This is a genomic window from Streptomyces griseoflavus, from assembly GCF_014649995.1.
Classification (GTDB): Bacteria; Actinomycetota; Actinomycetes; order Streptomycetales; family Streptomycetaceae; genus Streptomyces; species Streptomyces griseoflavus.
Genome location: NZ_BMUC01000002.1, coordinates 520,697 through 542,574, shown reverse-complemented (window position 1 = coordinate 542,574; position 21,878 = coordinate 520,697). Strand labels below are relative to the sequence as shown.

Genomic DNA, 21,878 nt, shown 5'->3' with positions numbered 1-21,878 from the left:
TGGCGCGGGGAGACGACCGCGCCGTGCCGCACGGGCCGCCGGTCGTCCCTCTCCCCGCCGTCTCAGCCGACGGGCTCCAGGAATCCCTGCTCCACCAGCAGCCGGATCTGGGCCGGCGTGCGGTCGCGCAGCAGCACCGGGTCCTCGCCCAGGAGCTGCGCGATGGCGTCCAGGATCCGGCCCGCGCTCATGGTGCCGTCGCACACGCCCGCGAAGCCCGCGCCGATCGTGTCCACCCGGGTGGCCCGGCGCATCCCGCGGTTCTGCCGCAGCACGACGTGCTCCGGATCCTCCGCGCCGGGCTGCCCGACCTGCTCCTGCACGACCTCGGCGGCCAGCGCGAAGCGCGCCTCCAGCAGCGCCGCGTCGTCGTGCGCCCGCAGGTAGTCGAGCCGGGCGAAGTGCGCGCGGACCGTCTCGCCGAGCGGCTGCTCGACCGGGTGCGGCCACTCCTCCACCGTGACCGACGCCGCGTCGGCGCCCGACTTGCGCAGCGCGATCCAGCCGAAGCCGACCGCCTTCACCCCGCGCGCCTCGAACTCGTCCAGCCACGCGTCGTACCGCGCCCGGTACTCGGTCTCGTCACCGCGGTGGTCGCCCGCGTCCCGGAGCCACAGCTCGGCGTACTGGGTGATGTCCTGCACCTCGCGCTGCACGATCCAGGCGTCGCACCCGGTCGGCACCCACGACCTGAGTCTGTCCTGCCAGTCCTCCCCTTCGACGTGCTGCCAGTTGGCGAGGAACTGCGCGAACCCGCCCTCGTTCAGCCGTCCCCCCGCCTCCTGAACGATCGTGCGGCACAGATCGTCCCCGCCCATCCCGCCGTCGCGGTAGGTGAGCCGCGCGCCCGGTGAGATCACGAAGGGCGGATTGGACACGATCAGGTCGTACGTCTCGTCGTCCCGGACGGGAGTGAACAGCGACCCCTCGCGCAGGTCGGCGGCCGGGGCCCCGGAGAGCGCCAGGGTGAGCGCGGTGATGTGCAGGGCGCGCGGGTTGACGTCGGTGGCGGTCACGCGGGTGGCGTGCCGGGAGGCGTGCAGCGCCTGGATGCCGGAACCGGTGCCGAGATCGAGCGCGGAGGCCACGGGCGTACGGACGGTGATGCCGGCCAGGGTCATGGACGCGCCGCCGACGCCGAGCACCACGCCCTCGTCCCGGCTGCCGATCCCTCCGGCGCCGCCGACCGCGCACCCGAGGTCGGACACGACGAACCAGTCCTCGCCGTCCGGCCCTCCGTACGGCCGGACGTCCACGGTCGCGGCGAGCTCGTCCGAACCGGCCCGCGTCAGCCATCCGCCCTCCAGGCAGACGTCGACGGGCAGGACGTCGGCCACGCGTGCCCGCGGCACCGGCTGCTGCAACAGGAACAGGCGTACGAGCGTTTCCAGCGGGGTGTCCCCGCGGGTGGCCCGGAGGGCGGGCACGGTCTCGCTGCGCGCCAGCGCCGCGTACGCGGGAGCGCCGAGCAGGTCGAGCAGTCCGTCGGCGGTGAAGGAGGCTCCGAGCAGCGCGTCCCTCAGCCGGGCGGCGGCTTCGGGACGGTCGGACGAGGGCAGGGGCGGCAGGCTGGCGTCACTCACGCCCTCCATTGTGGACGCCGCCCCCACCCGGCGCGCCCCGCGGCCCCGCGGCCGGGCCCCGCGTGCGCTGTCGTCGCGTCAGCTCCCGGTGGCTCCGGCCGACTCGGTGGCCGTCCGGCAGCTGGGCTGACGGGACATCGCCTCGCCGACCTCGCCCTCCTCCAGCGCGCTGAGGGCCTCGTTGCCGCTCTTGCTCAGCTTGTCCAGCTCGGCGGCGATGTCCTTCAGGCCGTCCGCGAACTCCGCCTGGTCGGTCGTGTCGAGGCCGTCGACCTGCTTCTTCAGGGAGGCGTAGGAGGTGGAGATGCCGTTGAGTTCCTTGACCGCGTCGGTCTGCTTCTTCTCGCCGTTCTCGACGTCCGGCGGGCCGGCCTTGTTCACGGCGGCGCCGATCGCCTTGTAGGCGTCGGACATGTCCTGGAAGGCCTTGGAGTCGGCCTTCTGGACCTCTTCCGGCGTGCTGTTGTCCGACGTCTCCTTCTGGATCGCGGCGTTGGCCGACCTGATCTTCGCGGCCTGCGGCTGCACCGAGTCGCAGACCTCCTTCGCCCAGGCGTCGAGCTTCTCGTTGCCGTCGTCGCCGCCGCATCCCGTCAGCGCCAGTACCAGTACCGCACCGCCGGACAGTGCGGCCGCGAGCTTCTTGTTCACCGGATTGGTCCCTTCCATGGCTCTCGGCCCCGGAACATACACGCCAGATGGACTACACCCACCAGTCGAACGTCCGTTAAGACACTTTTTGAAGCCATTTGCACCAAGAGAGAGAAGGCTCACGGCAACGGGTGAAAGCCGAGGTGAGGGCGGACGGCACGTCAGAACGCGCCGTCCGCCCTCACCTTGACCCGGTGTTCGCCGCCCGCCGTCAGGAAACCACCGCCGGATCCGGTGACTTGGGTTCCGGTTCGGCGTCGTCGTCATTGTCGCCGTCGTTGTCCACGACGATGCCGCGCCGCTTCGACACGTACACCGCGCCGACGATCACGAGCAGCGAGAGGACCGCGACGAGCACTCTCGCCCCCACGCTCGCGTCGGCGCCGTAGGAGAACTTGATGACCGCGGGCGCGATGAGCAGCGCGACCAGGTTCATCACCTTCAGCAGGGGGTTGATCGCGGGCCCCGCGGTGTCCTTGAAGGGGTCGCCGACGGTGTCGCCGATGACGGTGGCGGCGTGGGCCTCGCTGCCCTTGCCTCCGTGGTGGCCGTCCTCGACGAGCTTCTTGGCGTTGTCCCAGGCGCCACCGGAGTTGGCGAGGAACACCGCCATCAGCGTGCCCGCGCCGATCGCGCCCGCGAGGAAGGCGCCCAGTGCGCCGACGCCGAGCGTGAACCCGATGAAGATGGGCGCCATCACGGCGAGCAGACCGGGCGTGGCGAGTTCGCGCAGGGCGTCCCTGGTGCAGATGTCGACGACCTTGCCGTACTCCGGTTTCTCGCTGTAGTCCATGATCCCGGGCTTCTCCCGGAACTGCCGCCGCACCTCGTAGACCACCGAACCCGCCGACCGCGACACCGCGTTGATCGCCAGCCCGGAGAAGAGGAAGACGACCGCCGCGCCCGCGATCAGCCCGACGAGGTTGTTGGGCTGGGAGATGTCCATCATCAGGCTCATGGGCGCGCCCTCACCGCTGAGCCGTTCGCCCACGTCTCGCGCACCGGTGGTGATGGCGTCCCGGTACGAGCCGAACAGCGCCGCCGCCGCCAGAACGGCCGTGGCGATCGCGATGCCCTTGGTGATGGCCTTGGTGGTGTTGCCGACCGCGTCCAGGTTGGTGAGCACCTGGGCGCCGGCGCCCTCGACGTCACCGGACATCTCGGCGATGCCCTGCGCGTTGTCGGAGACCGGGCCGAAGGTGTCCATGGCGACGATCACACCGACCGTGGTGAGCAGTCCGGTGCCGGCCAGCGCCACCGCGAACAGCGCCAGCATGATCGACGTGCCGCCCAGCAGGAACGCCCCGTACACACCGAGCCCGATCAGCAGGGCGGTGTAGACGGCGGATTCCAGTCCGATGGAGATGCCGGACAGGATGACGGTGGCCGGGCCGGTGAGCGAGGTCTTGCCGATGTCCCGCACGGGACGCCGGGTGGTCTCGGTGAAGTAGCCGGTGAGCTGCTGGATCAGCGCGGCGAGCACGATGCCGATGCCCACCGCGACGAGGGCGAGGATCCGCGGGTCGCCGCCCTTGCCCAGGATCGCCTCGTCGGTGACGCCGTCGAGGCGGGCGTACGAGGACGGCAGATAGGTGAAGACGGCGATCGCGACCAGGACGAGCGAGATCACCGCGGAGATGAAGAACCCACGGTTGATCGCGCTCATGCCGCTGCGGTCCGCGCGCCTCGGTGCCACGGCGAAGATGCCGACCATGGCGGTGAGGACACCGATGGCGGGGACGAGGAGCGGGAACGCGAGCCCCGCGTCGCCGAACGCCGCCGAGCCCAGGATCAGCGCGGCCACCAGGGTGACGGCGTACGACTCGAAGAGGTCGGCGGCCATGCCCGCGCAGTCGCCCACGTTGTCGCCCACGTTGTCGGCGATGGTCGCGGCATTGCGCGGATCGTCCTCCGGAATGCCCTGTTCGACCTTGCCGACCAGGTCGGCGCCGACGTCGGCTGCCTTGGTGAAGATGCCGCCGCCGACCCTCATGAACATCGCGATCAGCGCGGCACCCAGACCGAACCCCTCGAGCACCTTCGGCGCGTCGGCCGCGTACACCAGCACCACGCAGGAGGCGCCGAGCAGGCCGAGGCCCACGGTGAACATGCCGACGACACCACCCGTGCGAAAAGCGATCTTCATCGCCTTGTGCGCGACGGCGGTGAGATCCTTTTCCGGCTCGCCCTCGGCCGGAGTCGCTTCACGGGCCGCCGCCGCGACCCGGACATTGGTGCGCACGGCGAGCCACATACCGATATAGCCGGTGGCCGCCGAGAACGCCGCTCCGATCAAGAAGAACACCGACCGTCCGGCACGCTGATTCCAGTCGTCCGCGGGCAGCAGCATGAGCAGGAAGAACACGATCACGGCGAATACGCCGAGCGTGCGCAGCTGCCGGGCCAGATAGGCGTTCGCGCCCTCCTGGACCGCCGCGGCGATCTTCTTCATGCTGTCGGTGCCCTCGCCGGCCGCGAGTACCTGGCGCACCAGGATCGCCGCGACCACGAGCGCCGCCAGCGCAACGACCCCGATGGCCGCCACGAGCAGGCGGTTGTCGTCGGTCAGCACGGCGGCTGCGAGGGATGTGGGTCGGCCCGACTCGTGTGAGATGAAAAGCCCCGCCATTCGTCCTCCTTGACGCTTGGGCTGAGCTCAAGATGTGGACGGGATTGTAGGTACCGGAACCTGATCAAAACAGAGTGCGCGAAATGTAAAATGGCCTGCACGCACTCTTCCCATTGATCGCCGGGCGGCCAGCGGCCCGAAATCGGTAATGCCTTTGAGGCATTCACGTGAGCGCATTTACGGAGCACGGATCGATCGTGAAGTAATTCACGCGATCAATGCACGTGACCACTGTAAGCGCGGCCGGCGGCACCCGCACATGCCGAAGGGCCCCACGAGGGGGCCCTTCGGGAAAAGCAGTCGGCGTCCGGGTGAACCGGGTCAGACGAGGAGGGTGCCCGGCGTCGCGGTGGGCCACCGCATGCGGATGGATCCGCCGTGCTCCCCCGCACTGACCTCGACGTCGTCGACGAGGCCGCTGATGACCGCGAGGCCCATCTCGTCCTCCTCGGTCTCCACGTCCGCGTCACCGCGTCCGTCGCCGGGCGCGCGCCCGCCGGGGACCGCGTGGGGCGCCTCGTCGCCGACCTCGATGGAGAACTGCTTCTCCTCCTCGATCAGCAGCACCTTCACGGGTGCCGAGATGTCCCCGTGCTGATGCAGTCCCACGGCCCGGGAGCACGCCTCACCGACGGCGAGCCGGACCTCGTCGAGGACGGCCTCGTCCACTCCGGCCCTGCGCGCCACCGCCGCCGCCACGAGACGGGCGGTCCTGACGTGTTCGGGCAGCGCGCTGAAGCGGAGTTCGACGGTGGCCATGCATCCCCCTCGCGACTACGGGCGTGCTGTGGAGAGGCCGGGCCTCGAACGCCCGGCCCTCCTCATGGTTCTCCTCCCCGCCCGGGCACTGACCCGGGAGCGGGGTGATCAGTCGGTCGCCGCCACCGCTTCCTCGACCGAGGTGTGAATCGGGAACACCTTGGTGAGGCCGGTGATACGGAAGATCTTGAGAATGCGCTCCTGGTTGCAGACCAGGCGCAGCGAGCCCTCATGGGCCCGTACACGCTTCAGGCCGCCGACCAGCACGCCGAGTCCGGTGGAGTCGAGGAAGTCCACACCTTCCATGTCGACGACAAGGTGGAAACTGCCGTCGTTCACCAGCTCGACCAGCTGCTCGCGCAGCTTGGGCGCGGTATATACGTCGATTTCGCCACCGACCCTGACGATCGTGCGATCGCCCATGGTCTCGGTCGACAGGGACAGGTCCACGGATCCTCCAGCACCTAGCTATCGAGCGGTCGCCCTTGGGGCATCTCGGCTCAGCCCCCGGGACGGTTCGCCAGCCGCGATGGCATTCAATCACTTACCGGCAGGCGTGCACGACGCCTTGGCCCCATTGTCCGTCACGCCAGTGACACACTCGGTGCCGATGGCCAAGAATCACCGATCCGATCGACCCCAGGCGGAGACGCCGTCCAGGACCGCGCCGGACGCCGTCCTGGGCCGGCTCGCGTCCGGACCGAGCAGGGCTGCGCGCATCACTCATACGGAGCACTTGCCCCCGCGTGCGGGTCGCCATGCCGTCTGGCCGGACCGGATCCGCGCCGAGGTGATCGCCGCCGTGCGGGCCGCGGGCATCGAGCACCCCTGGGCCCATCAGGCACGCGCCGCCGAGCACGCCCTGGACGGCGAGTCGGTCGTGGTCGCCACCGGTACCGCGTCCGGCAAGTCCCTGGCGTACCTCACGCCGGTCCTGTCCACGCTCCTGGACGGCGCCGAGGCCCCGAACGGCCGCGGGGCGACCGCCCTGTACCTCGCTCCCACGAAGGCCCTCGCGGCGGACCAGTGCCGATCCGTGAAGGAACTTTCACAACCGCTGGGCCATTCGGTGCGCGCGGCGGTCTACGACGGCGACACTCCGTTCGAGGAACGCGAGTGGATCCGCCAGTACGCCAACTACGTCCTGACCAACCCGGACATGCTGCACCGGGGCATCCTGCCGTCGCATCCCCGCTGGTCCTCCTTCCTGAAGTCGCTGAAGTACGTCGTCATCGACGAGTGCCACACCTACCGGGGGGTGTTCGGCTCGCACGTCGCGCAGGTGCTGCGCCGGCTGCGGCGGCTGTGCGCCCGCTACGGGGCCTCCCCCGTGTTCCTGCTGGCCTCCGCGACCGCCGCCGAGCCCGCGGTCGCCGCCGGCCGCCTGACGGGCCTGCCGGTGGTGGAGGTGGCCGACGACGCCTCACCGCGCGGAGAACTGGTGTTCGCCCTCTGGGAGCCCCCGCTCACCGAACTGCACGGCGAGAAGGGCGCGCCCGTCCGCCGCACCGCCACCGCCGAGGCCGCCGACCTGCTGACCGACCTCACCGTGCAGGGAATCCGTTCGGTGACCTTCGTGCGCTCCCGGCGCGGCGCCGAGCTGATCTCGGTGATCGCCCAGGAACGCCTCGCGGAGGTCGACCGCTCGCTGGCGAGGCGTGTCGCCGCGTACCGGGGCGGCTATCTGCCCGAGGAGCGCCGCGCGCTCGAACGCGCGCTGCACTCCGGCGAACTCCTCGGTCTCGCGGCGACGAACGCCCTGGAACTCGGCGTGGACGTCTCCGGCCTGGACGCCGTGGTGATCGCCGGCTATCCGGGCACCCGGGCCTCGCTGTGGCAGCAGGCGGGCCGTGCGGGACGCTCGGGGCAGGGCGCCCTCGCCGTCCTGGTCGCCCGCGACGATCCCCTGGACACCTTCCTGGTCCACCACCCCGAGGCGCTCTTCGACCGGCCCGTGGAGTCCACCGTCCTCGATCCCGACAACCCCTACGTGCTCGCCCCGCATCTGTGCGCGGCCGCCGAGGAGCTGCCCCTGACGGAGGAGGACCTGTCCCTGTTCGGCCCGGCCACCGAGGATCTCCTTCCGCAGCTGGAGGCCGCGAAGCTGCTGCGCCGGCGGACGAGGGCCTGGCACTGGACCCGCCGCGAACGGGCGGCCGACCTGACCGACATCCGCGGCGGGGGCGGCCGCCCCGTGCAGGTCGTCGAGACCGGCACCGGCCGGCTGCTCGGCACGGTCGACGCGGGCGCCGCCCACACCAGCGTCCACGAGGGTGCCGTCCACCTGCACCAGGGCCTCACCTATCTCGTGCGCTCCCTCGACCTGGAGGACTCCGTCGCGCTGGTCGAGCGGGCGAGCCCGGCCTACACGACGGTGGCCCGGGACACGACGTCGATCTCCGTGCTGGAGACGGACACCGAGATCCCCTGGGGCGACGGCCGCCTCTGCTACGGCTCCGTCGAGGTCACCAACCAGGTGGTCTCCTTCCTGCGCCGGCGCCAGATCACCGGCGAGGTGCTGGGCGAGACGAAGCTCGACCTCCCTCCTCGTACGCTGCGCACCCGCGCGGTGTGGTGGACGGTCACCGAGGACCAGCTGGACCGGGCCAGGATCAACCCGGAGATCCTCGGCGGCGCCCTGCACGCCGCCGAGCACGCGTCGATCGGCATGCTGCCGCTCTTCGCGACCTGCGACCGCTGGGACATCGGCGGTGTGTCGGTCCCGCTGCACCCCGACACCCTGCTCCCGACGGTCTTCGTCTACGACGGCCACCCGGGCGGCGCGGGCTTCGCGGAGCGCGCCTTCCACACCGCCCGCTCCTGGCTCACCGCCACCCGTCAGGCCATCGCCTCCTGCGAATGCGACGCGGGCTGCCCCTCCTGCATCCAGTCGCCCAAGTGCGGCAACGGCAACGATCCCCTGCACAAGCGGGGCGCGGTGCGGCTGCTCACGGTGCTGCTGGAGGGCGCACCGGTGGAGAAGCCCGGGGCGGCGGGGGACACGTCCGGCACGGACGGGAGGGCGGAGGCGGAGCTGCCCGGGCGGACGCCGGCGTCGGGGTGAACCCCGGGACCGGGCGCGGTGCGGGGCCCGGGCGCGGGGGCCTGCGACGGTCCTGAGTCCGGTGCCAGGCCCGTGCCGGAGCCCCGGCCGTGCCCGGCGGCAGGGGGTCGGGCGGGCCGGCGGGGCCCGCCCGTGCCCTGACCTCCACGGTGAACGGCCCGTTCCCGGACGCCACCGACACGTCCGCCACCTCGCCGGTGATCGCGCACCGCACGAGCCGTGCGTCCTGGGCCCGGGCCACCCGTTCCGCCCGCGCGCATCCGGCCGCGCGTCCCTCGGCCCAGTGGTCGGCCGCGGCGAGCGCTGCCAGGTCCGCACCCCCGGCCGCCCGGTGCCTGATGACGACGGCGTGCCCGAGGGCGAGCACGATGCCGAACACCAGGCACAGCACGGCGATCGCGCCCACGCTCCAGACCGTCGCGGACCCCCGGTCGGAGCCCCGCGCGCGTCCCCGGCCGACGCGCCGACCGCCACCGGGCGGCCGGACGCCGCTGTCCGACGCGCCACCGCCCGCCGGGCGGGCCGGACGTCCCCGTCCGACGGACCACCACCCGCAGGGCAGCCCGGGCGTCCCTGTCGCCGTCGCGCTCCCGCACACGGCGGCTCGGAGGTTAAGGAGCCGTCGTTCGCGGGTCCGGGCCCTCATGTTCCCGCCCCCACCGTCTCTCCCTCGGTCTGCTCCACCGCCGCGACGGCCTCCTCCCGCAGGTCGAACGGCAGCCCGCGCAGCACCGGCGGCCTGGCCACGACGACCACACGCACCTGTCCGGCCTCGCGGCTCACCGTGACCCGCGCGCCGGGCGGTGCCGCTCCCCGGGTCACGTCGACGACCGCGCCGGGCGGGTCCTGCCGGGCCGCCGCGCGGGCGCCCGTACGGGCGGCGTCCACGCACTGGATCTGCGCCGCCACCACCATCAGGCCCCCGACCAGCGCCGTCGCGAACATCACCAGCACGGGCAGCACCATGGCCGCCTCAGCCGTCACGAACCCCTGGTCCGCCCGCCGCTCACATCCGGCCATCAAGTGCCTGCTGCACGATGTTCCGCAGTGCCGTGCTGACCGGTCCGCTGTTGACGACCTCGTAGAGCACCACGGCGAACGCCACCGCCGCCACGATGCCCATCGCGTACTCCGAGGTCACCATTCCGGCGTCCCTCCGTGCCGCACGCGCCCCGCACACCAGGGCACGCAGTCGTGCCCGTACCGCCTGATACATCTCAACCCCCGTAAGGAGAAGTCGTACTGCTCTTGTGGTCACCGCTCGTTCCGGCTTTCCGCCGCAGGCCGTCGCCCGTCACCCACCACCTCCTCCCCGCACTCCGCCCGCGAGCCCGATGACCACGGGAAGGACTCCGATCGCGATGAAGGCGGGCAGGAAGCACAGGCCCACCGGGGCACTGACCATGACGGCCGCCTTCCGGGCCCGTGCCGTCGCCGCGCGGGCCCACTCGGCGCGGGCCTCGGCGGCGAGCCGGCCCACGGGGGCGGCCAGGGCGATCCCGGACACATCGGCCCGTTCCAGCAGCCGGGCCAGCGGCGCGGCACCCTTCAGCCCGGCCAGCCGGCGCCAGGCGGCACCCGGTTCACCGCCGAGCCGCACCTCCGCCGCTCCGCGCGCCAGCGCGTCCCCGACCGGGCCGCCCAGTGCCTCTCCGACGGCCTGCGCCGCCAGTACCGGCCCGGCACCCGCCGCGATGCAGGCGGACAGCAGGTCGGCGGCCAGGGGCAGTCGGCGTGCCGCCTCGGCGGCATCGGACGCCCCGGCGTCCACCGCGGCCGCGTGCCGGCGCAGCTGCCACCGCCACAGCCCGACCGCGGCCGCCAGCCCGACCAGCACTCCGGCGGGACCGTCCACCAGGCACCATCCGGCGCCCACGACGCCCACGAGCGGCAGCCGGTCCCGTGCGAGCCGCAGCCGCTTGGGGCCTGCGGCGGTCGTGGGCACCGCCCGTTCGGGCGGCAGCACCCCGGCCAGTCGGCGTCGCACTGTCCGCGCGGACCGGGTGCGCCGGCACCACTCCGCCGACCAGGCGAGTGCCGACACCATCCCCACGACTGCCCCCAGCCTGTGGACGACCTCCCCGCTCATCCCGTCACCTCCTCGGCGCCCCGCATGATGCGCAGCGCCCACCACAGGCCCAGGCCCTCCAACACCCCGCCGGCGACCAGACAGGCCAGGCCGGACGGCGTGTGCAGGAGAACGCGCAGCGGGTCGGCGCCGAGCGCCGCGCCGAGCGCCAGGCCCACGGCGGGAAGCCCGGCGAGCATCACCGCCGTGGCACGGGCACCGGCCAGCTGGGCACGCAGATCGGCCCGCTGGTCCCGTTCGGCACGCAGCGCCGCTTCCAGCCGGTCGAGCCCGTCCGCGAGACCGGCGCCCTGGTCCACCGCCACCCGCCAGCACGCGGCGAGTCCCCGCAGCCCTTCGGCGCCCGGCTGCCGCGCCGCCGCCGCGAGCGCGTCCGGTACGTCGCCGCCGAACCGCGCCGCCGCCAGCACGGCCGCCTGCGTGTCACCGAGCCCGCCGGAGTCCCGCCCGGCAGACAGCAGCGCCTCGGCCGGCTGCCGCCCGGCGCGCACCTCGCCGGCGAGCGCCCCGCACAGCGCGATCACCGCGTCCCCGCGCCCGTCCCGGGTCCGTCGTGCCTCGGCGGCCCGCCGCACCCGGCGGAGCACGGGCACCCCGGCCACACCGGCGAGGACCGGCAGCACGGACGCGCCCAGCAACGCCAGCACCGTCCCGGCGACCAGCGACCACCATTCGGCCCGCAGCCGCCCACGGATCCGCGCCCACTCGCCGGCCACCCGGGGCCACCCCGGCGGTCCGAGGCCCGCCGCGCCACCGCCGGCCAGCAGCAACCGCGCCCGCCGGGCCCCGCCACACCCGCCGCTCAGCATCCAGGCGGCGGCCCCCAGACAGGCCACGGCCGCACCCGTCGACATCCCGGCCGTCCCGTTCATCGCACGGCCCCTGCCCGCGGTCCGTCACCGCTCCCGAGCCGGAGCAGTTCCCGCAGCCGCTCCCAGCCCCGCTCGCGGACGAACGCCTCCGGACCCCACCGCAGCGCCGGCACGGTGCGCACCAGCCCCGACGGGTCCCGCTCCAGCACGTGCACTTCGGCGATCCGCCGCCGTCCGCTGCGGTCGCGTACGAGGTGCAGCACCACCGAGAGGGCGGCCGCCAGCTGGCTGTGCAGGGCGGAACGGTCGAGTCCCGCGGCCGTGCCGAGTGCTTCCAGCCGGGCCGGTACGTCGGCGGCGGCGTTGGCGTGGACCGTGCACGAGCCGCCTTCATGGCCGGTGTTCAGGGCGGCCAGCAGATGGGTCACCTCCGGGCCGCGGACCTCGCCCACGACCAGCCGGTCGGGCCGCATCCGCAGCGCCTGCCGCACCAGGTCCTCCAGAGTGACCAGGCCCGCGCCCTCCTGGTTGGCCGGCCTGGTCTCCAGGCGCACGACGTGCGGATGATCCGGGCGCAACTCCGCCGAGTCCTCCGCCAGGACGATGCGTTCGTCCGGCCCGGCCAGTCCCAGGAGCGCGCTCAGCAGGGTCGTCTTGCCGCTGCCGGTGCCTCCGCTGACCAGGAACGACAGCCGCGCGTCCAGCAGCGCCCGCAGCAGACGGTCACCGCCCGGCGGCACCGTCCCGGCCGCCACCAGCTCGGCGAGCGTGAAGGCGCGCGGCCGTACGACGCGCAGCGAGAGACAGGTGCAGCCGACCGCCACCGGGGGCAGCACCGCGTGCAGCCGCGTCCCGTCGGGCAGTCGTGCGTCGACCCAGGGGCGGGCGTCGTCGAGGCGCCGGCCGGCCACGGCGGCGAGCCGCTGGGCCAGGCGGCGGACGGCCATCGCGTCGGGGAAGGAGATCTCGCTGAGCTCCAGCCCGCCGCCCCGGTCCACCCAGACCCGGTCCGGCGCCGACACCAGGACGTCGGTCACCGACGGATCGGCCAGCAGCCGCTCCAGCGGGCCGCTGCCGACCAGCTCGGACCGCAACTGCTCGGCTGCTCCCAGCACTTCGGCGTCCCCGAGCACCCGGCCCTGGTCCCGCAGCGCCTGCGCCACCCGTGCCGGCGTCGGCTCGGCCCCGCTCTCGGCCAGCCACCGCCGCACCCCGTCGAGCAGCCCGGGAGGCATCCCGGCCCCGCTCACCGTCGACGCCCTCATACCGTCCTCGCCTCCACCAGCGCGCGCTCCAGGAACTCCTTGCAGAAGCGGGCGAGCGGGCCCCGGCCGGAGGCCCCCGGCGGCCGTCCGGGGTCGTAGGGGCGTTGCAGGGCGGGCTCGACGGGCACGTCTCCCGCGAGGGGCAGTCCCAGCAGGCGGGACACCTCGCGGTCGTCCAGGCCCGGCGCGTAGGGCCCGCGCACCGCGACCCTCAGGTCGCGCAGGACCATGCCGACGGCGGAGGCGACCCGGCCCGCCGCCGCGACGGCGCGCAGTTCCGCGGGGACCACGAGGAGTCCGAGATCGAGCTGGGCGAGGACCTCGGCGACGCCGTCGTCGACGCGGCGCGGCAGGTCGACCACGACGGTGCCGCCCCCGCGCCGGGCCGCGGCGAGCACCGCGCGTACGGCGGGGGGCGGTACGGCGAGGCAGTCGCCGCGGTCCCAGCTGAGTACCCGCAGCGAGTGGAGCTCGGGCAGGGACTCCTCCAGGGCGCCGCCACCGACCCGCCCCCGTGAGGCGGCGAACGCGGGCCAGCGCAGTCCTTTGGCCGTCTCCCCGCCGAGGACCACGTCGAGTCCGCCGCCGAGGGGATCCGCGTCCACGAGCAGCGTGCGCAGTCCCTCCCGCGCGGAGGTGACGGCGAGCGCGCACGCGAGGGTGGACGCTCCGGCTCCGCCGCGGCCGCCGATGACTCCGACGGTCAGGGCGGGCCGGCCGACTCCTTCGGCCACGTCGGCGATGCGGTCGACCAGCCACTGCTCCCCGTCGGGGAGCATCAGTACGTGGTCGGCGCCGATCTCGACGGCCCGTCGCCAGACCCCCGAGTCGTCCTGGTCGCGCCCGACCAGCACCACTCCGGTCCGGCGCACCGCCCCGCGCAACCGCCGGGCGGCGTCGTCGCCGACCAGGACGAGCGGCGCCGCCTCCCAGCTGCCCCTGTCCCCCGGCGCCCCGTGGTGGACCTCAGGGGTGGCGCCGGCCGCCGCGCACAGGCGCAACAGGTCGTCGAGGAGTCCTGCGTCCTCGGTGACGATCAGCGGTGCGCCCTGCCGGCCTCCTCCGGAGGCCGGCGGTGGGTCGTGCGTGATGGATGCGTTCATGTACGTCCCCGTTCGCTGCGTGCGCGCGGCCCTCCGGCCGCGCGTTTCCCAGGCGTGTGAAGAACCGGCGAGCGGTCTTCTGATGAGCGGCCGGCGGAAACCGGCCGTGCGCGACCCGGCAAACGGAAGCGGGCGTGAACTCGCGGTGAGCGGGTCGCGCAGGAATCACGGTGCAGCGATACGGAAAAACTCGTGGATCTTGGTCGATATCTGTGGACAAGAGGGCACCTGTGAATATCGCGGTCACCCAAACAGGTGAGCCCTGCGAGCCTTCTGTGCGAGCCCCGCAGGGCAGTCCGACGACTACCCCTGGTAATCAGTCGCGGACATGACAATCAGCTACCGCGGGCATCGCCGCTGCGACACCGTAGGGCCGAAAGGGGGAAGAAAACGTGTCCGGACATGCGACGACCCCCGCCGGGGGGGAGAGCGGGGGTCGTCCCCACGGCCGACTCGGGGGGGGGAGGAGTCGGGCCGGGTTAGCACGGTCGCGAACGATCCGTGACTTCCATGGTGTACCCGAGAGCCCTCTCAGGCAAACCCACGCGCCCCACCTTACGCCGAATGGGCTGCGCCTATGCTCAGGGATGTGGAAAACCACTCCTTGCCCCGCGCAGCCGCCTTCTTCGACCTGGACAAGACGGTCATTGCGAAGTCGAGCACACTCACGTTCAGCAAGTCGTTCTACCAAGGCGGTCTGATCAACCGCAGGGCGGTCCTGCGTACCGCATACGCCCAGTTCGTGTTCCTCGCCGGCGGCGCGGATCACGACCAGATGGAGCGCATGCGCAAGTACCTGTCCGCCCTCTGCCGCGGCTGGAACGTCCAGCAGGTCAAGGAGATCGTGGCCGAGACGCTGCACGACCTGATCGACCCGATCATCTACGACGAGGCCGCCACCCTCATCGAGGAGCACCACACCGCGGGCCGCGACGTCGTGATCGTCTCCACGTCGGGCGCCGAGGTCGTCGAACCGATCGGCGAACTCCTCGGCGCCGACCGGGTCGTGGCCACGCGCATGGTCGTCGGCGAGGACGGGTGCTTCACCGGTGAGGTGGAGTACTACGCGTACGGCCCGACCAAGGCGGAGGCGATCCGGGAACTGGCCGCGTCCGAGGGCTATGACCTGGCCCGTTGCTACGCCTACAGCGATTCGGTGACCGACGTGCCGATGCTGGAGTCCGTGGGTCACCCGCACGCGGTGAACCCGGACCGCGCGCTGCGCCGCGAGGCCCTCACGCGCGAGTGGCCGATCCTCGACTTCCACCGGCCGGTCCGGCTCAAGCAGCGCTTCCCCGCCTTCTCCGTGCCGCCCCGCCCCGCCCTGGTCGCCGCGGCCGCCATAGGAGCCGCGGCCGCCACCGCCGGCCTCGTCTGGTACGCCAGCCGGCGCCGCACCACGGCGGCCTGACCACCCGCCTCCCGGCCCGCGCGCCCCATGGACCACGCGGACGGTCGTCGGCCGCCTGTGTCTCGCCTCCGTCCGTTTCACGAGTATGTGAACCCAAAAGTAAAGAAGCAGGTCCTGGACTTCCCCTCGCTTCGGACCCGGAGTACAAAGGATTTAACGGCCCGCGAGACCAGGGACATCCGCGAGGATCACCTTCACAACGCATCAGGCCCCACGGACCGCGCATGAACACCGGGCACCCACGCGACGTCGACCCGTCGATTACGGGCCAGCCGCACCAGGTGACGGGCAAAGTCCCCGACCTGATGGGCACTTATCGAGGACGCTTGGTAACGCGGTGGACATGCCAGCGGCGGTACGAGTATTCGTACCGCCGCATCATCGTGAGGTCGCGTTTCTACGCCGCCCCGCGCTGCAGCGCCTCGCACACCGCCGTGGATTCGCGGGCCCCGAGTCCGACCGCCCGACCGCAGTGGGCGATCCAGGCTGCCACCCCTTCGGGTGTACCGGAGACATAGCCCTCGAGCGCCCGCAGATACGCCTCCCGCCCCAGCTCCGCGTGACCGACCTCGGCGGGGCAGACCGACTTGGGGTCGAGGCCGCTGCCGATCAGGACGATGCGCTCGGCCGTACGGGCGACCAGCCCGTTGTGCGAGGTGAACGGGCGCAGCGCGAGCAGCTCGCCGTGCACCACGGCGGCGGTGACGAGCGCCGGCGCGGAACCACCCGCGATGATCAGCGCGGACAGCCCTTCGAGCCGGCCGTGCGCCTCCGCCGCGCCAGGCAGCGGAAGCGGGATCAGCGGCTCGTCGACCGGCTCGCCCTGCTGCCGGGGCCTGCCGACCCGCTCGTCCTTGTCGGCCGCCGCGACCAGATGCAGCCGGGCCAGCACCCTCAGGGGCGACTGCCGCCAGATGGACAGCAGCTGGCCCGCCTCGGCGGTCAGCCGCAGGGCGGCCCCCATGGTGCGCGCCTCCTCGTCACCGCTGAAGTCGCTGCGCCGGCGCACCTCCTCCAGGGCCCAGTCCGCACCCGACAGCGCCGCGGAGCCCCGCGCGCCGCGCAAAGCCGCCTCGGACGTGATCTCGTTGCTGCGCCGCCGCATGACCCGGTGCCCGTAGACCCGGTCCACGGCCTTGCGCACGGACTCCACGGAGTCGGCCACACCGGGCAGGGCGGCCAGGGCCGCGAGCGGGTCGGCGGTCGCGCCTGTCGTACTCATGAGTACGACCCTACGCACCCCGGGCGCCCGCCCCACGAAGGAGTGGTCTTCTTCACGCCCGCACATCACGCAAAGCAATGAAGGCACTACCCTTGGTGAACATGAAAATTGCTTTCGTGGGGAAGGGCGGCAGCGGAAAGACGACCCTGTCCTCCCTGTTCATCCGTCACCTCGCGGCCTGCGGGGCTCCGGTGATCGCGGTCGACGCCGACATCAACCAGCACCTCGGAGCCGCGCTGGGCCTGGACGAGGCGGAGGCCGCCGCCCTGCCCTCCATGGGCGAGCACCTGCCGCTGATCAAGGACTACCTGCGCGGCACCAACCCCCGCATCGCGTCCGCCGAGACGATGATCAAGACGACGCCGCCCGGCGAGGGCTCCCGCCTGTTGCGGGTGCGGGAGGACAACCCGGTCTACGACGCCTGCGCACATCCGCTGGAACTCGACGGCGGAGCCGTCCGTTTGATGGTCACCGGCCCCTTCTCCGACGCCGACCTGGGGGTCGCCTGCTACCACTCCAAGACCGGAGCGGTGGAGCTGTGCCTGAACCACCTGGCGGACGGCCCCGGCGAGTACGTCGTGGTCGACATGACCGCCGGCTCGGACTCCTTCGCCTCCGGCATGTTCACCCGCTTCGACATCACGTTCCTCGTCGCCGAGCCGACCCGGAAGGGGGTCTCCGTCTACCGTCAGTACAAGGAGTACGCCCGCGACTTCGGCGTCACCCTCAAGGTCGTCGGCAACAAGGTGCAGGGACCGGACGACCTCGACTTCCTCCGCGCGGAGACCGGGGAGGACCTGCTGGTGACGGTGGGGCACTCGGACTGGGTCCGGGCCATGGAGAAGGGCCGGCCGCCCCGGTTCGAGCACCTGGAGGAACGCAACCGCAGCGCGCTGAGTCTGCTGCGGTCGGCCGCCGACGCGACGTACGAACTGCGTGACCGGGAGCGCTACACCCGCCAGATGGTGCACTTCCACCTGAAGAACGCCGCGTCGTGGGGGAACGAACGCACGGGGGCCGACCTGGCGGCCCAGGTCGACCCCGCTTTCGTGCTCGGCGAGGACGTCACGGCTTCCGCCTGACGCCCGCCGTCACTCCTTGGCCGCCGGGGACCCCGGCGCTCCCTTGGGGGCCGGGGCGGGGCCGTCGGCGAGGAAGGACTTCCAGCCCTTCTTCGGGGCCTCGCCCACGCCGAGCGTGCGCAGCTTCGCCAGGGCCGCCGGATCCTGGGCGTCCAGCCAGTCCGCCAACTGCCGGAAGGAGACACAGCGCACCTCGGACCTGGTGCACACCGACTCGACGACCTCCTCGACGGCACGCATGTAGGTGCCGCCGTTCCAGGACTCGAAGTGGTTGCCGATGATCAGAGGCGCCCTGTTGCCCTCGTAGGCCCGGTCGAATCCCTGGAGCAGACCGTCGCGCATCTGGTCGCCCCACATCTCGTGCTTGGACGGGTCGCCCTGGGTGGTGGTCCCGGACTGGTTGACCATGAAGTTGTAGTCCATGGTGAGCTGTTCGAAGGAATGCCCGGGGAAGGGCACCAGCTGCATGGAAAGGTCCCACAGCCCTTCCTTCTTCTTCGGCCACACCTGGTTGTTGACCCCGCTGGTGTCGTAGCGGAAGCCCAGGGCACGGGCGGCCTTCATGAAGTTCTCCTGCCCTTCCAGGCAGGGGGTGCGGGCGCCGATGAGCTCCTTGTCGTAGTCGAAGGGCAGCGGCGCCGTGTTCTTCATGCCGGTATTGGTCTTCCACGTCTTCACGAAGCTCTTGGCCTGCGCGATCTCGTCCTTCCACTCCGCCACCGACCATTCGCCGACGCCACCGCCGCTGCCGCAGAAGTGCCCGTTGAAGTGGGTGCCGATCTCGTTGCCCTCGAGCCAGGCCAGCCGGAGCTGCTTCACGGTGTCGGCGATGCCCTGCTGATCGTTGAAGCCGATGTCGGAGCGGCCCGGGGAGTGCTGCGGCGGCCTGTACAGATCGCGCTTCTCCTCCGGGAGCAGGTAAACACCGCTCAGGAAGTACGTCATGGTCGCGTCGTTCTCCTTGGCGACCTTTCGGAAGTGCGAGAAGAGCTTCTGGCTGTCCTCACCCGCGCCGTCCCAGGAGAAGACAACAAACTGCGGGGGCCTCTCCCCGGGCTTCATCCGCTCGGGCCGGGGCAGGTGCGGCTGCGCTCCGGTGTAGGCGGTGGAGCCGTCGCCGATCAGCCGGACGACGTTCTTCGGGGCGGGCGCCGGCTTGGCCTTCTCCCGGTCCCGCGCCTGCTCGCCGGCGTGGTCGGCGCCGGTCCCGCAGCCGGCGAGCGAGGCGGCGCAGACCGCGGCGATCACGGTGCCCGCGGCGATCCTGTGGGTGGCGGCCATCCGCCCACCTTCTTCCTTCTCTCGGGCCGAGCTCGATGAGGGGCGCTGTCTGGTGCTGTTCCGGTATGCGCCGACAGCGCCGCCAACGTCGCACGGAATGAAGAAGGAATTAATACGACAAGCCGATGAAATGAGTGCTTCACGCGCCGGAGTGATTGACTACTCCATTTGCCCGGAAAGTCTATGCCAGCGCTTTACTCTGAATTACGATTCGTTTACTGATAGTGACCACTCGATGTTCTGCTGTTGCCCTTCACCGCCGTGAGCGGGCCGTCCCCACGGCCCCGGCCGCCCCGCCGCCGAGCGAGGCCTCACCCGTCACGCGACCGCGCAGACCCTAAGGAGACGGGGCACCATGTCCGCCTGCGTTCCCGCCCGCACCACCGACGCGAACCACACCGAGCGCACCCATCCACCCCACAGCCCGCCGCCCGGCCCCCGGCGTCCCCGCATCGCGAGCGCCGACGTGTCGGCCGCGGTCGCGGTCTTCCTCATCGCGCTGCCACTGTCCCTCGGCATCGCCCTGGCGACCGGCGCCCCGCTCCAGGCCGGACTGGTCGCCGCCGCCGTCGGCGGACTCGTCGCCGGGCGGTTCGGCGGCTCCCCGCTCCAGGTCAGCGGCCCCGCCGCCGGACTCACCGTCGTCACCGCCGACCTCATCCAGCACTACGGATGGCGGACGACCTGCGCCATCACCGTCCTCGCCGGCCTCGCCCAACTCGGGCTCGGCTGCCTGCGGGTGGCGCGCGGCGCGCTCGCCGTCAGTCCCGCGATCGTGCACGGCATGCTCGCCGGAATCGGCGTCACCATCGCCGTCGCCCAGCTGCACATCGTCCTCGGCGGCACCCCGCAGAGCTCCGTCCCCGACAACCTGCGGGCGCTCCCCACCCAGTTGGTCAACGTGCACCCCGCGGCCCTCTTCGTGAGCCTGCTGACCCTGACACTGCTGCTCCTCTGGCCGCGGCTCCCCGGCCGGGCCGGGCTCCGGCTGCACAAGATCCCGGCCGCGCTCGTCGCCGTCTCCGGCGCCACCGCGATCGCCGCCGCGGCCGGCCTCGCCCTGCCCAAGGTCGACCTGCCCTCCTGGCGCAACCACGCCCTGGCCGGTCTGCCGGACGGCCCGGTGCTCGGGCTCGCCGCCGCCGTGCTCACCACGACACTGGTCTGCAGCGTGCAGTCGCTGCTCGGCGCGGTCGCCGTGGACAAGCTGGTGTCGGGCCGTCCCGGTCCCGCTCGCGTCGGACGCTCCGACCTGGACCGCGAACTGCTCGGCCAGGGCGCGGCCAACATCGTCTCCGGTTCGCTCGGCGGACTGCCCGTGGCCGGGGTGGCGGTGCGCAGTTCCGCGAACGTGCACGCGGGAGCCGTGAGCCGGAACTCCACGATGCTGCACGGCGTTCTCGTAGTGGCTGCCGCGCTGCTGATGGTCCCGCTCCTGGAGTTCATCCCGCTCGCCTCGCTCGCCGCCCTGGTGATGGCCGTCGGCATCCAGATGGTCTCCCTGCACCACATCCTCACGGTGACCCGCCACCGTGAGGTGCTGGTCTACGCCGTGACCACCCTCGGCGTCGTGTCCCTCGGCGTCCTGGAGGGCGTCGCACTGGGGATCGCCGTGGCCGTCGGCGTGGCCCTGCACCGCCTCACCCGCACCCGTATCACCCACGAGCGAGAGGAAGGAGTCCATCACGTACACGTCAGGGGGCAGTTGACGTTCCTCGCGGTGCCCCGGCTCAGCCGGGTCCTGCATCTCGTACCCCAAGGGGCCCGTGTCGTCGTCGCGTTGGACGGTTCCTTCATGGACCACGCGGCGTACGAGACGCTGCAGGACTGGCAGAGCACCCACACCGCGCAGGGCGGCACCGTCGAGATCACCGGCCGACGCGCCGGGGTCCGCATCGCCGAACCCTCCGCCCTCGCCTCCGCCCACCTCACCGTCGGTGCCGAGGCGGCCGGAGCCTCCGAGGCCGACTGCCGTTGCCGGCCCTGGACGCCCTGGCGCAACCACCAGTGCGAGCTCCCCCGCCCCCTGCCGGACGGCGGCCGGAGACCGGACCTGGCCGACGCAGCGGGCGGCGCGGACGCAGCGGGCCGAGGGGACAGGACCGCGGCGGACGGGAGGGGCTCGGCGGCCGCAGCAGGCGGAACGGACGCGGAGAAGGCGCCGGCGCCGGATCGGGAGAGCGTCGGCGGCAGCCAGCTGGTGCGCGGCATCGGCACGTTCCAGCGGTACACCGCGCCCCTGGTCCGCGGTGAGCTGGCCCGGCTGGCGCGCGAGGGTCAGCGGCCCACCCAGCTCTTCCTGACCTGCGCCGACTCCCGGGTCGTCACGTCCATGATCACGTCCAGTGGTCCGGGAGACCTGTTCGTGGTGCGCAACGTCGGCAATCTCGTGCCCCCGCCCGGTGCGGAGAGCGGCGACGACTCGGTGGCCGCCGCCATCGAGTACGCCGTGGAGGTGCTGGCCGTGCGGTCGATCACGGTGTGCGGGCACTCGGGGTGCGGCGCCATGCAGGCGCTGCTCGACTCCGACCCGGGCGGAAGCGCCCGTACGCCGCTGAGACGGTGGCTCCGGCACGGGCAGCCGAGTCTGGAGCGCGTGGGCGCCGCCGGCAAGGTCCCGCCGCGGCTGACCGGGCGGAGACCGGCCGACGCGGCCGAGGAGCTCTGTCTGACCAACGTGGTGCAGCAGCTGGAGCACCTGCGTGCGCACGACTGCGTGGCACGGGCCCTGGAGAACGGGGCACTGGAGCTGCACGGGCTGTACTTCCACGTGGGGGAGGCCCAGGCGTACCTCCTGACGGAGCGGGACGAGGAAACGGTGTTCGACCGGGTGCGGGCCGTGGACCTGGCCCTGTGAGGTGGCGCGTCCGGGTGTGAGAGGCGTTACACCCCCTGAACCGGCTCGCGCCCGGGCCCGTGGGAAGGGG

17 protein-coding genes and 1 pseudogene are annotated in these 21,878 nt (G+C 72.4%); 4 read left to right on the top strand and 14 right to left on the bottom strand.

Annotation, left to right across the window (positions count from 1 at the left end):
- Positions 1 to 62: 62 nt before the first annotated feature.
- The 5 genes from IE172_RS08300 to bldG form a co-directional block, all read right to left on the bottom strand.
- Positions 63 to 1,592: a DUF7059 domain-containing protein gene (locus IE172_RS08300; RefSeq protein ID WP_190096427.1), complete on the bottom strand. Its 1,530-nt coding sequence runs from the start codon at positions 1,590 to 1,592 to the stop codon at positions 63 to 65.
- 69 nt (positions 1,593 to 1,661) lie between these two features.
- Positions 1,662 to 2,252 (bottom strand): small secreted protein, encoded by a 591-nt coding sequence (locus IE172_RS08295; protein WP_190096426.1) that lies wholly within the window; start codon positions 2,250 to 2,252, stop codon positions 1,662 to 1,664.
- Between the two features lie 193 nt (positions 2,253 to 2,445).
- Positions 2,446 to 4,863, bottom strand: a complete 2,418-nt coding sequence (locus IE172_RS08290) for a sodium-translocating pyrophosphatase (protein WP_190096425.1) — start codon at positions 4,861 to 4,863, stop codon at positions 2,446 to 2,448.
- A 321-nt stretch (positions 4,864 to 5,184) separates the two neighbouring features.
- Entirely contained in the window at positions 5,185 to 5,622 is a 438-nt protein-coding gene (locus tag IE172_RS08285; RefSeq protein WP_190096424.1) for an ATP-binding protein, read from the bottom strand.
- A 108-nt stretch (positions 5,623 to 5,730) separates the two neighbouring features.
- Positions 5,731 to 6,072, bottom strand: a complete 342-nt coding sequence (bldG, locus tag IE172_RS08280) for an anti-sigma factor antagonist BldG (protein WP_003991900.1) — start codon at positions 6,070 to 6,072, stop codon at positions 5,731 to 5,733.
- Positions 6,073 to 6,151: 79 nt separating this feature from the next.
- Between bldG and IE172_RS08275 the strand changes: the two genes are divergently transcribed.
- Positions 6,152 to 8,686: a DEAD/DEAH box helicase gene (locus IE172_RS08275; RefSeq protein ID WP_229885878.1), complete on the top strand. Its 2,535-nt coding sequence runs from the start codon at positions 6,152 to 6,154 to the stop codon at positions 8,684 to 8,686.
- A 94-nt stretch (positions 8,687 to 8,780) separates the two neighbouring features.
- Here the strand turns inward: IE172_RS08275 and IE172_RS34415 are convergent.
- The 7 genes and pseudogenes from IE172_RS34415 to ssd form a co-directional block, all read right to left on the bottom strand.
- A pseudogene (locus IE172_RS34415) lies at positions 8,781 to 9,092 on the bottom strand (Rv3654c family TadE-like protein); the annotation flags it as partial.
- A 236-nt stretch (positions 9,093 to 9,328) separates the two neighbouring features.
- Positions 9,329 to 9,706: a TadE family type IV pilus minor pilin gene (locus IE172_RS08265; protein ID WP_190096423.1), complete on the bottom strand. Its 378-nt coding sequence runs from the start codon at positions 9,704 to 9,706 to the stop codon at positions 9,329 to 9,331.
- Complete coding sequence (locus IE172_RS08260; protein ID WP_190096422.1) at positions 9,693 to 9,902, bottom strand: DUF4244 domain-containing protein; 210 nt, start codon at positions 9,900 to 9,902, stop codon at positions 9,693 to 9,695. Before IE172_RS08260 ends, IE172_RS08265 begins: the two co-directional genes overlap by 14 nt.
- 78 nt (positions 9,903 to 9,980) lie before the next feature.
- Complete coding sequence (locus IE172_RS08255) at positions 9,981 to 10,775, bottom strand: type II secretion system F family protein (protein WP_190096421.1); 795 nt, start codon at positions 10,773 to 10,775, stop codon at positions 9,981 to 9,983.
- On the bottom strand, positions 10,772 to 11,647 hold the full coding sequence (locus IE172_RS08250; RefSeq protein ID WP_190096420.1) for a type II secretion system F family protein: 876 nt from the start codon (positions 11,645 to 11,647) through the stop codon (positions 10,772 to 10,774). Before IE172_RS08250 ends, IE172_RS08255 begins: the two co-directional genes overlap by 4 nt.
- The gene (locus tag IE172_RS08245; protein WP_190096419.1) at positions 11,644 to 12,852 is read right to left on the bottom strand and encodes a TadA family conjugal transfer-associated ATPase; all 1,209 of its coding nucleotides are present in this window, start codon (positions 12,850 to 12,852) and stop codon (positions 11,644 to 11,646) included. The genes IE172_RS08250 and IE172_RS08245 overlap by 4 nt, the downstream gene beginning before the upstream one ends.
- Entirely contained in the window at positions 12,849 to 13,955 is a 1,107-nt protein-coding gene (ssd, locus tag IE172_RS08240) for a septum site-determining protein Ssd (RefSeq protein ID WP_190096418.1), read from the bottom strand. Before ssd ends, IE172_RS08245 begins: the two co-directional genes overlap by 4 nt.
- A 577-nt stretch (positions 13,956 to 14,532) precedes the next feature.
- On the opposite strand from ssd, the gene IE172_RS08235 reads away from it, so the two are divergent.
- Positions 14,533 to 15,366, top strand: a complete 834-nt coding sequence (locus tag IE172_RS08235; RefSeq protein WP_190096417.1) for an HAD family hydrolase — start codon at positions 14,533 to 14,535, stop codon at positions 15,364 to 15,366.
- Between the two features lie 397 nt (positions 15,367 to 15,763).
- Here IE172_RS08235 and IE172_RS08230 read toward each other — a convergent pair whose 3' ends face one another.
- On the bottom strand, positions 15,764 to 16,588 hold the full coding sequence (locus IE172_RS08230; RefSeq protein WP_190096416.1) for a Fic family protein: 825 nt from the start codon (positions 16,586 to 16,588) through the stop codon (positions 15,764 to 15,766).
- A gap of 101 nt (positions 16,589 to 16,689) precedes the next feature.
- On the opposite strand from IE172_RS08230, the gene IE172_RS08225 reads away from it, so the two are divergent.
- Complete coding sequence (locus IE172_RS08225; RefSeq protein WP_190096415.1) at positions 16,690 to 17,670, top strand: ATP-binding protein; 981 nt, start codon at positions 16,690 to 16,692, stop codon at positions 17,668 to 17,670.
- Positions 17,671 to 17,679: 9 nt separating this feature from the next.
- Here IE172_RS08225 and IE172_RS08220 read toward each other — a convergent pair whose 3' ends face one another.
- Complete coding sequence (locus IE172_RS08220) at positions 17,680 to 18,951, bottom strand: polysaccharide deacetylase family protein (RefSeq protein WP_190096414.1); 1,272 nt, start codon at positions 18,949 to 18,951, stop codon at positions 17,680 to 17,682.
- 355 nt (positions 18,952 to 19,306) lie between these two features.
- Here IE172_RS08220 and IE172_RS08215 point away from each other — a divergent pair, with 355 nt between their 5' ends.
- Positions 19,307 to 21,808 (top strand): bifunctional SulP family inorganic anion transporter/carbonic anhydrase, encoded by a 2,502-nt coding sequence (locus IE172_RS08215; RefSeq protein ID WP_190096413.1) that lies wholly within the window; start codon positions 19,307 to 19,309, stop codon positions 21,806 to 21,808.
- Positions 21,809 to 21,878 lie beyond the last annotated feature (70 nt).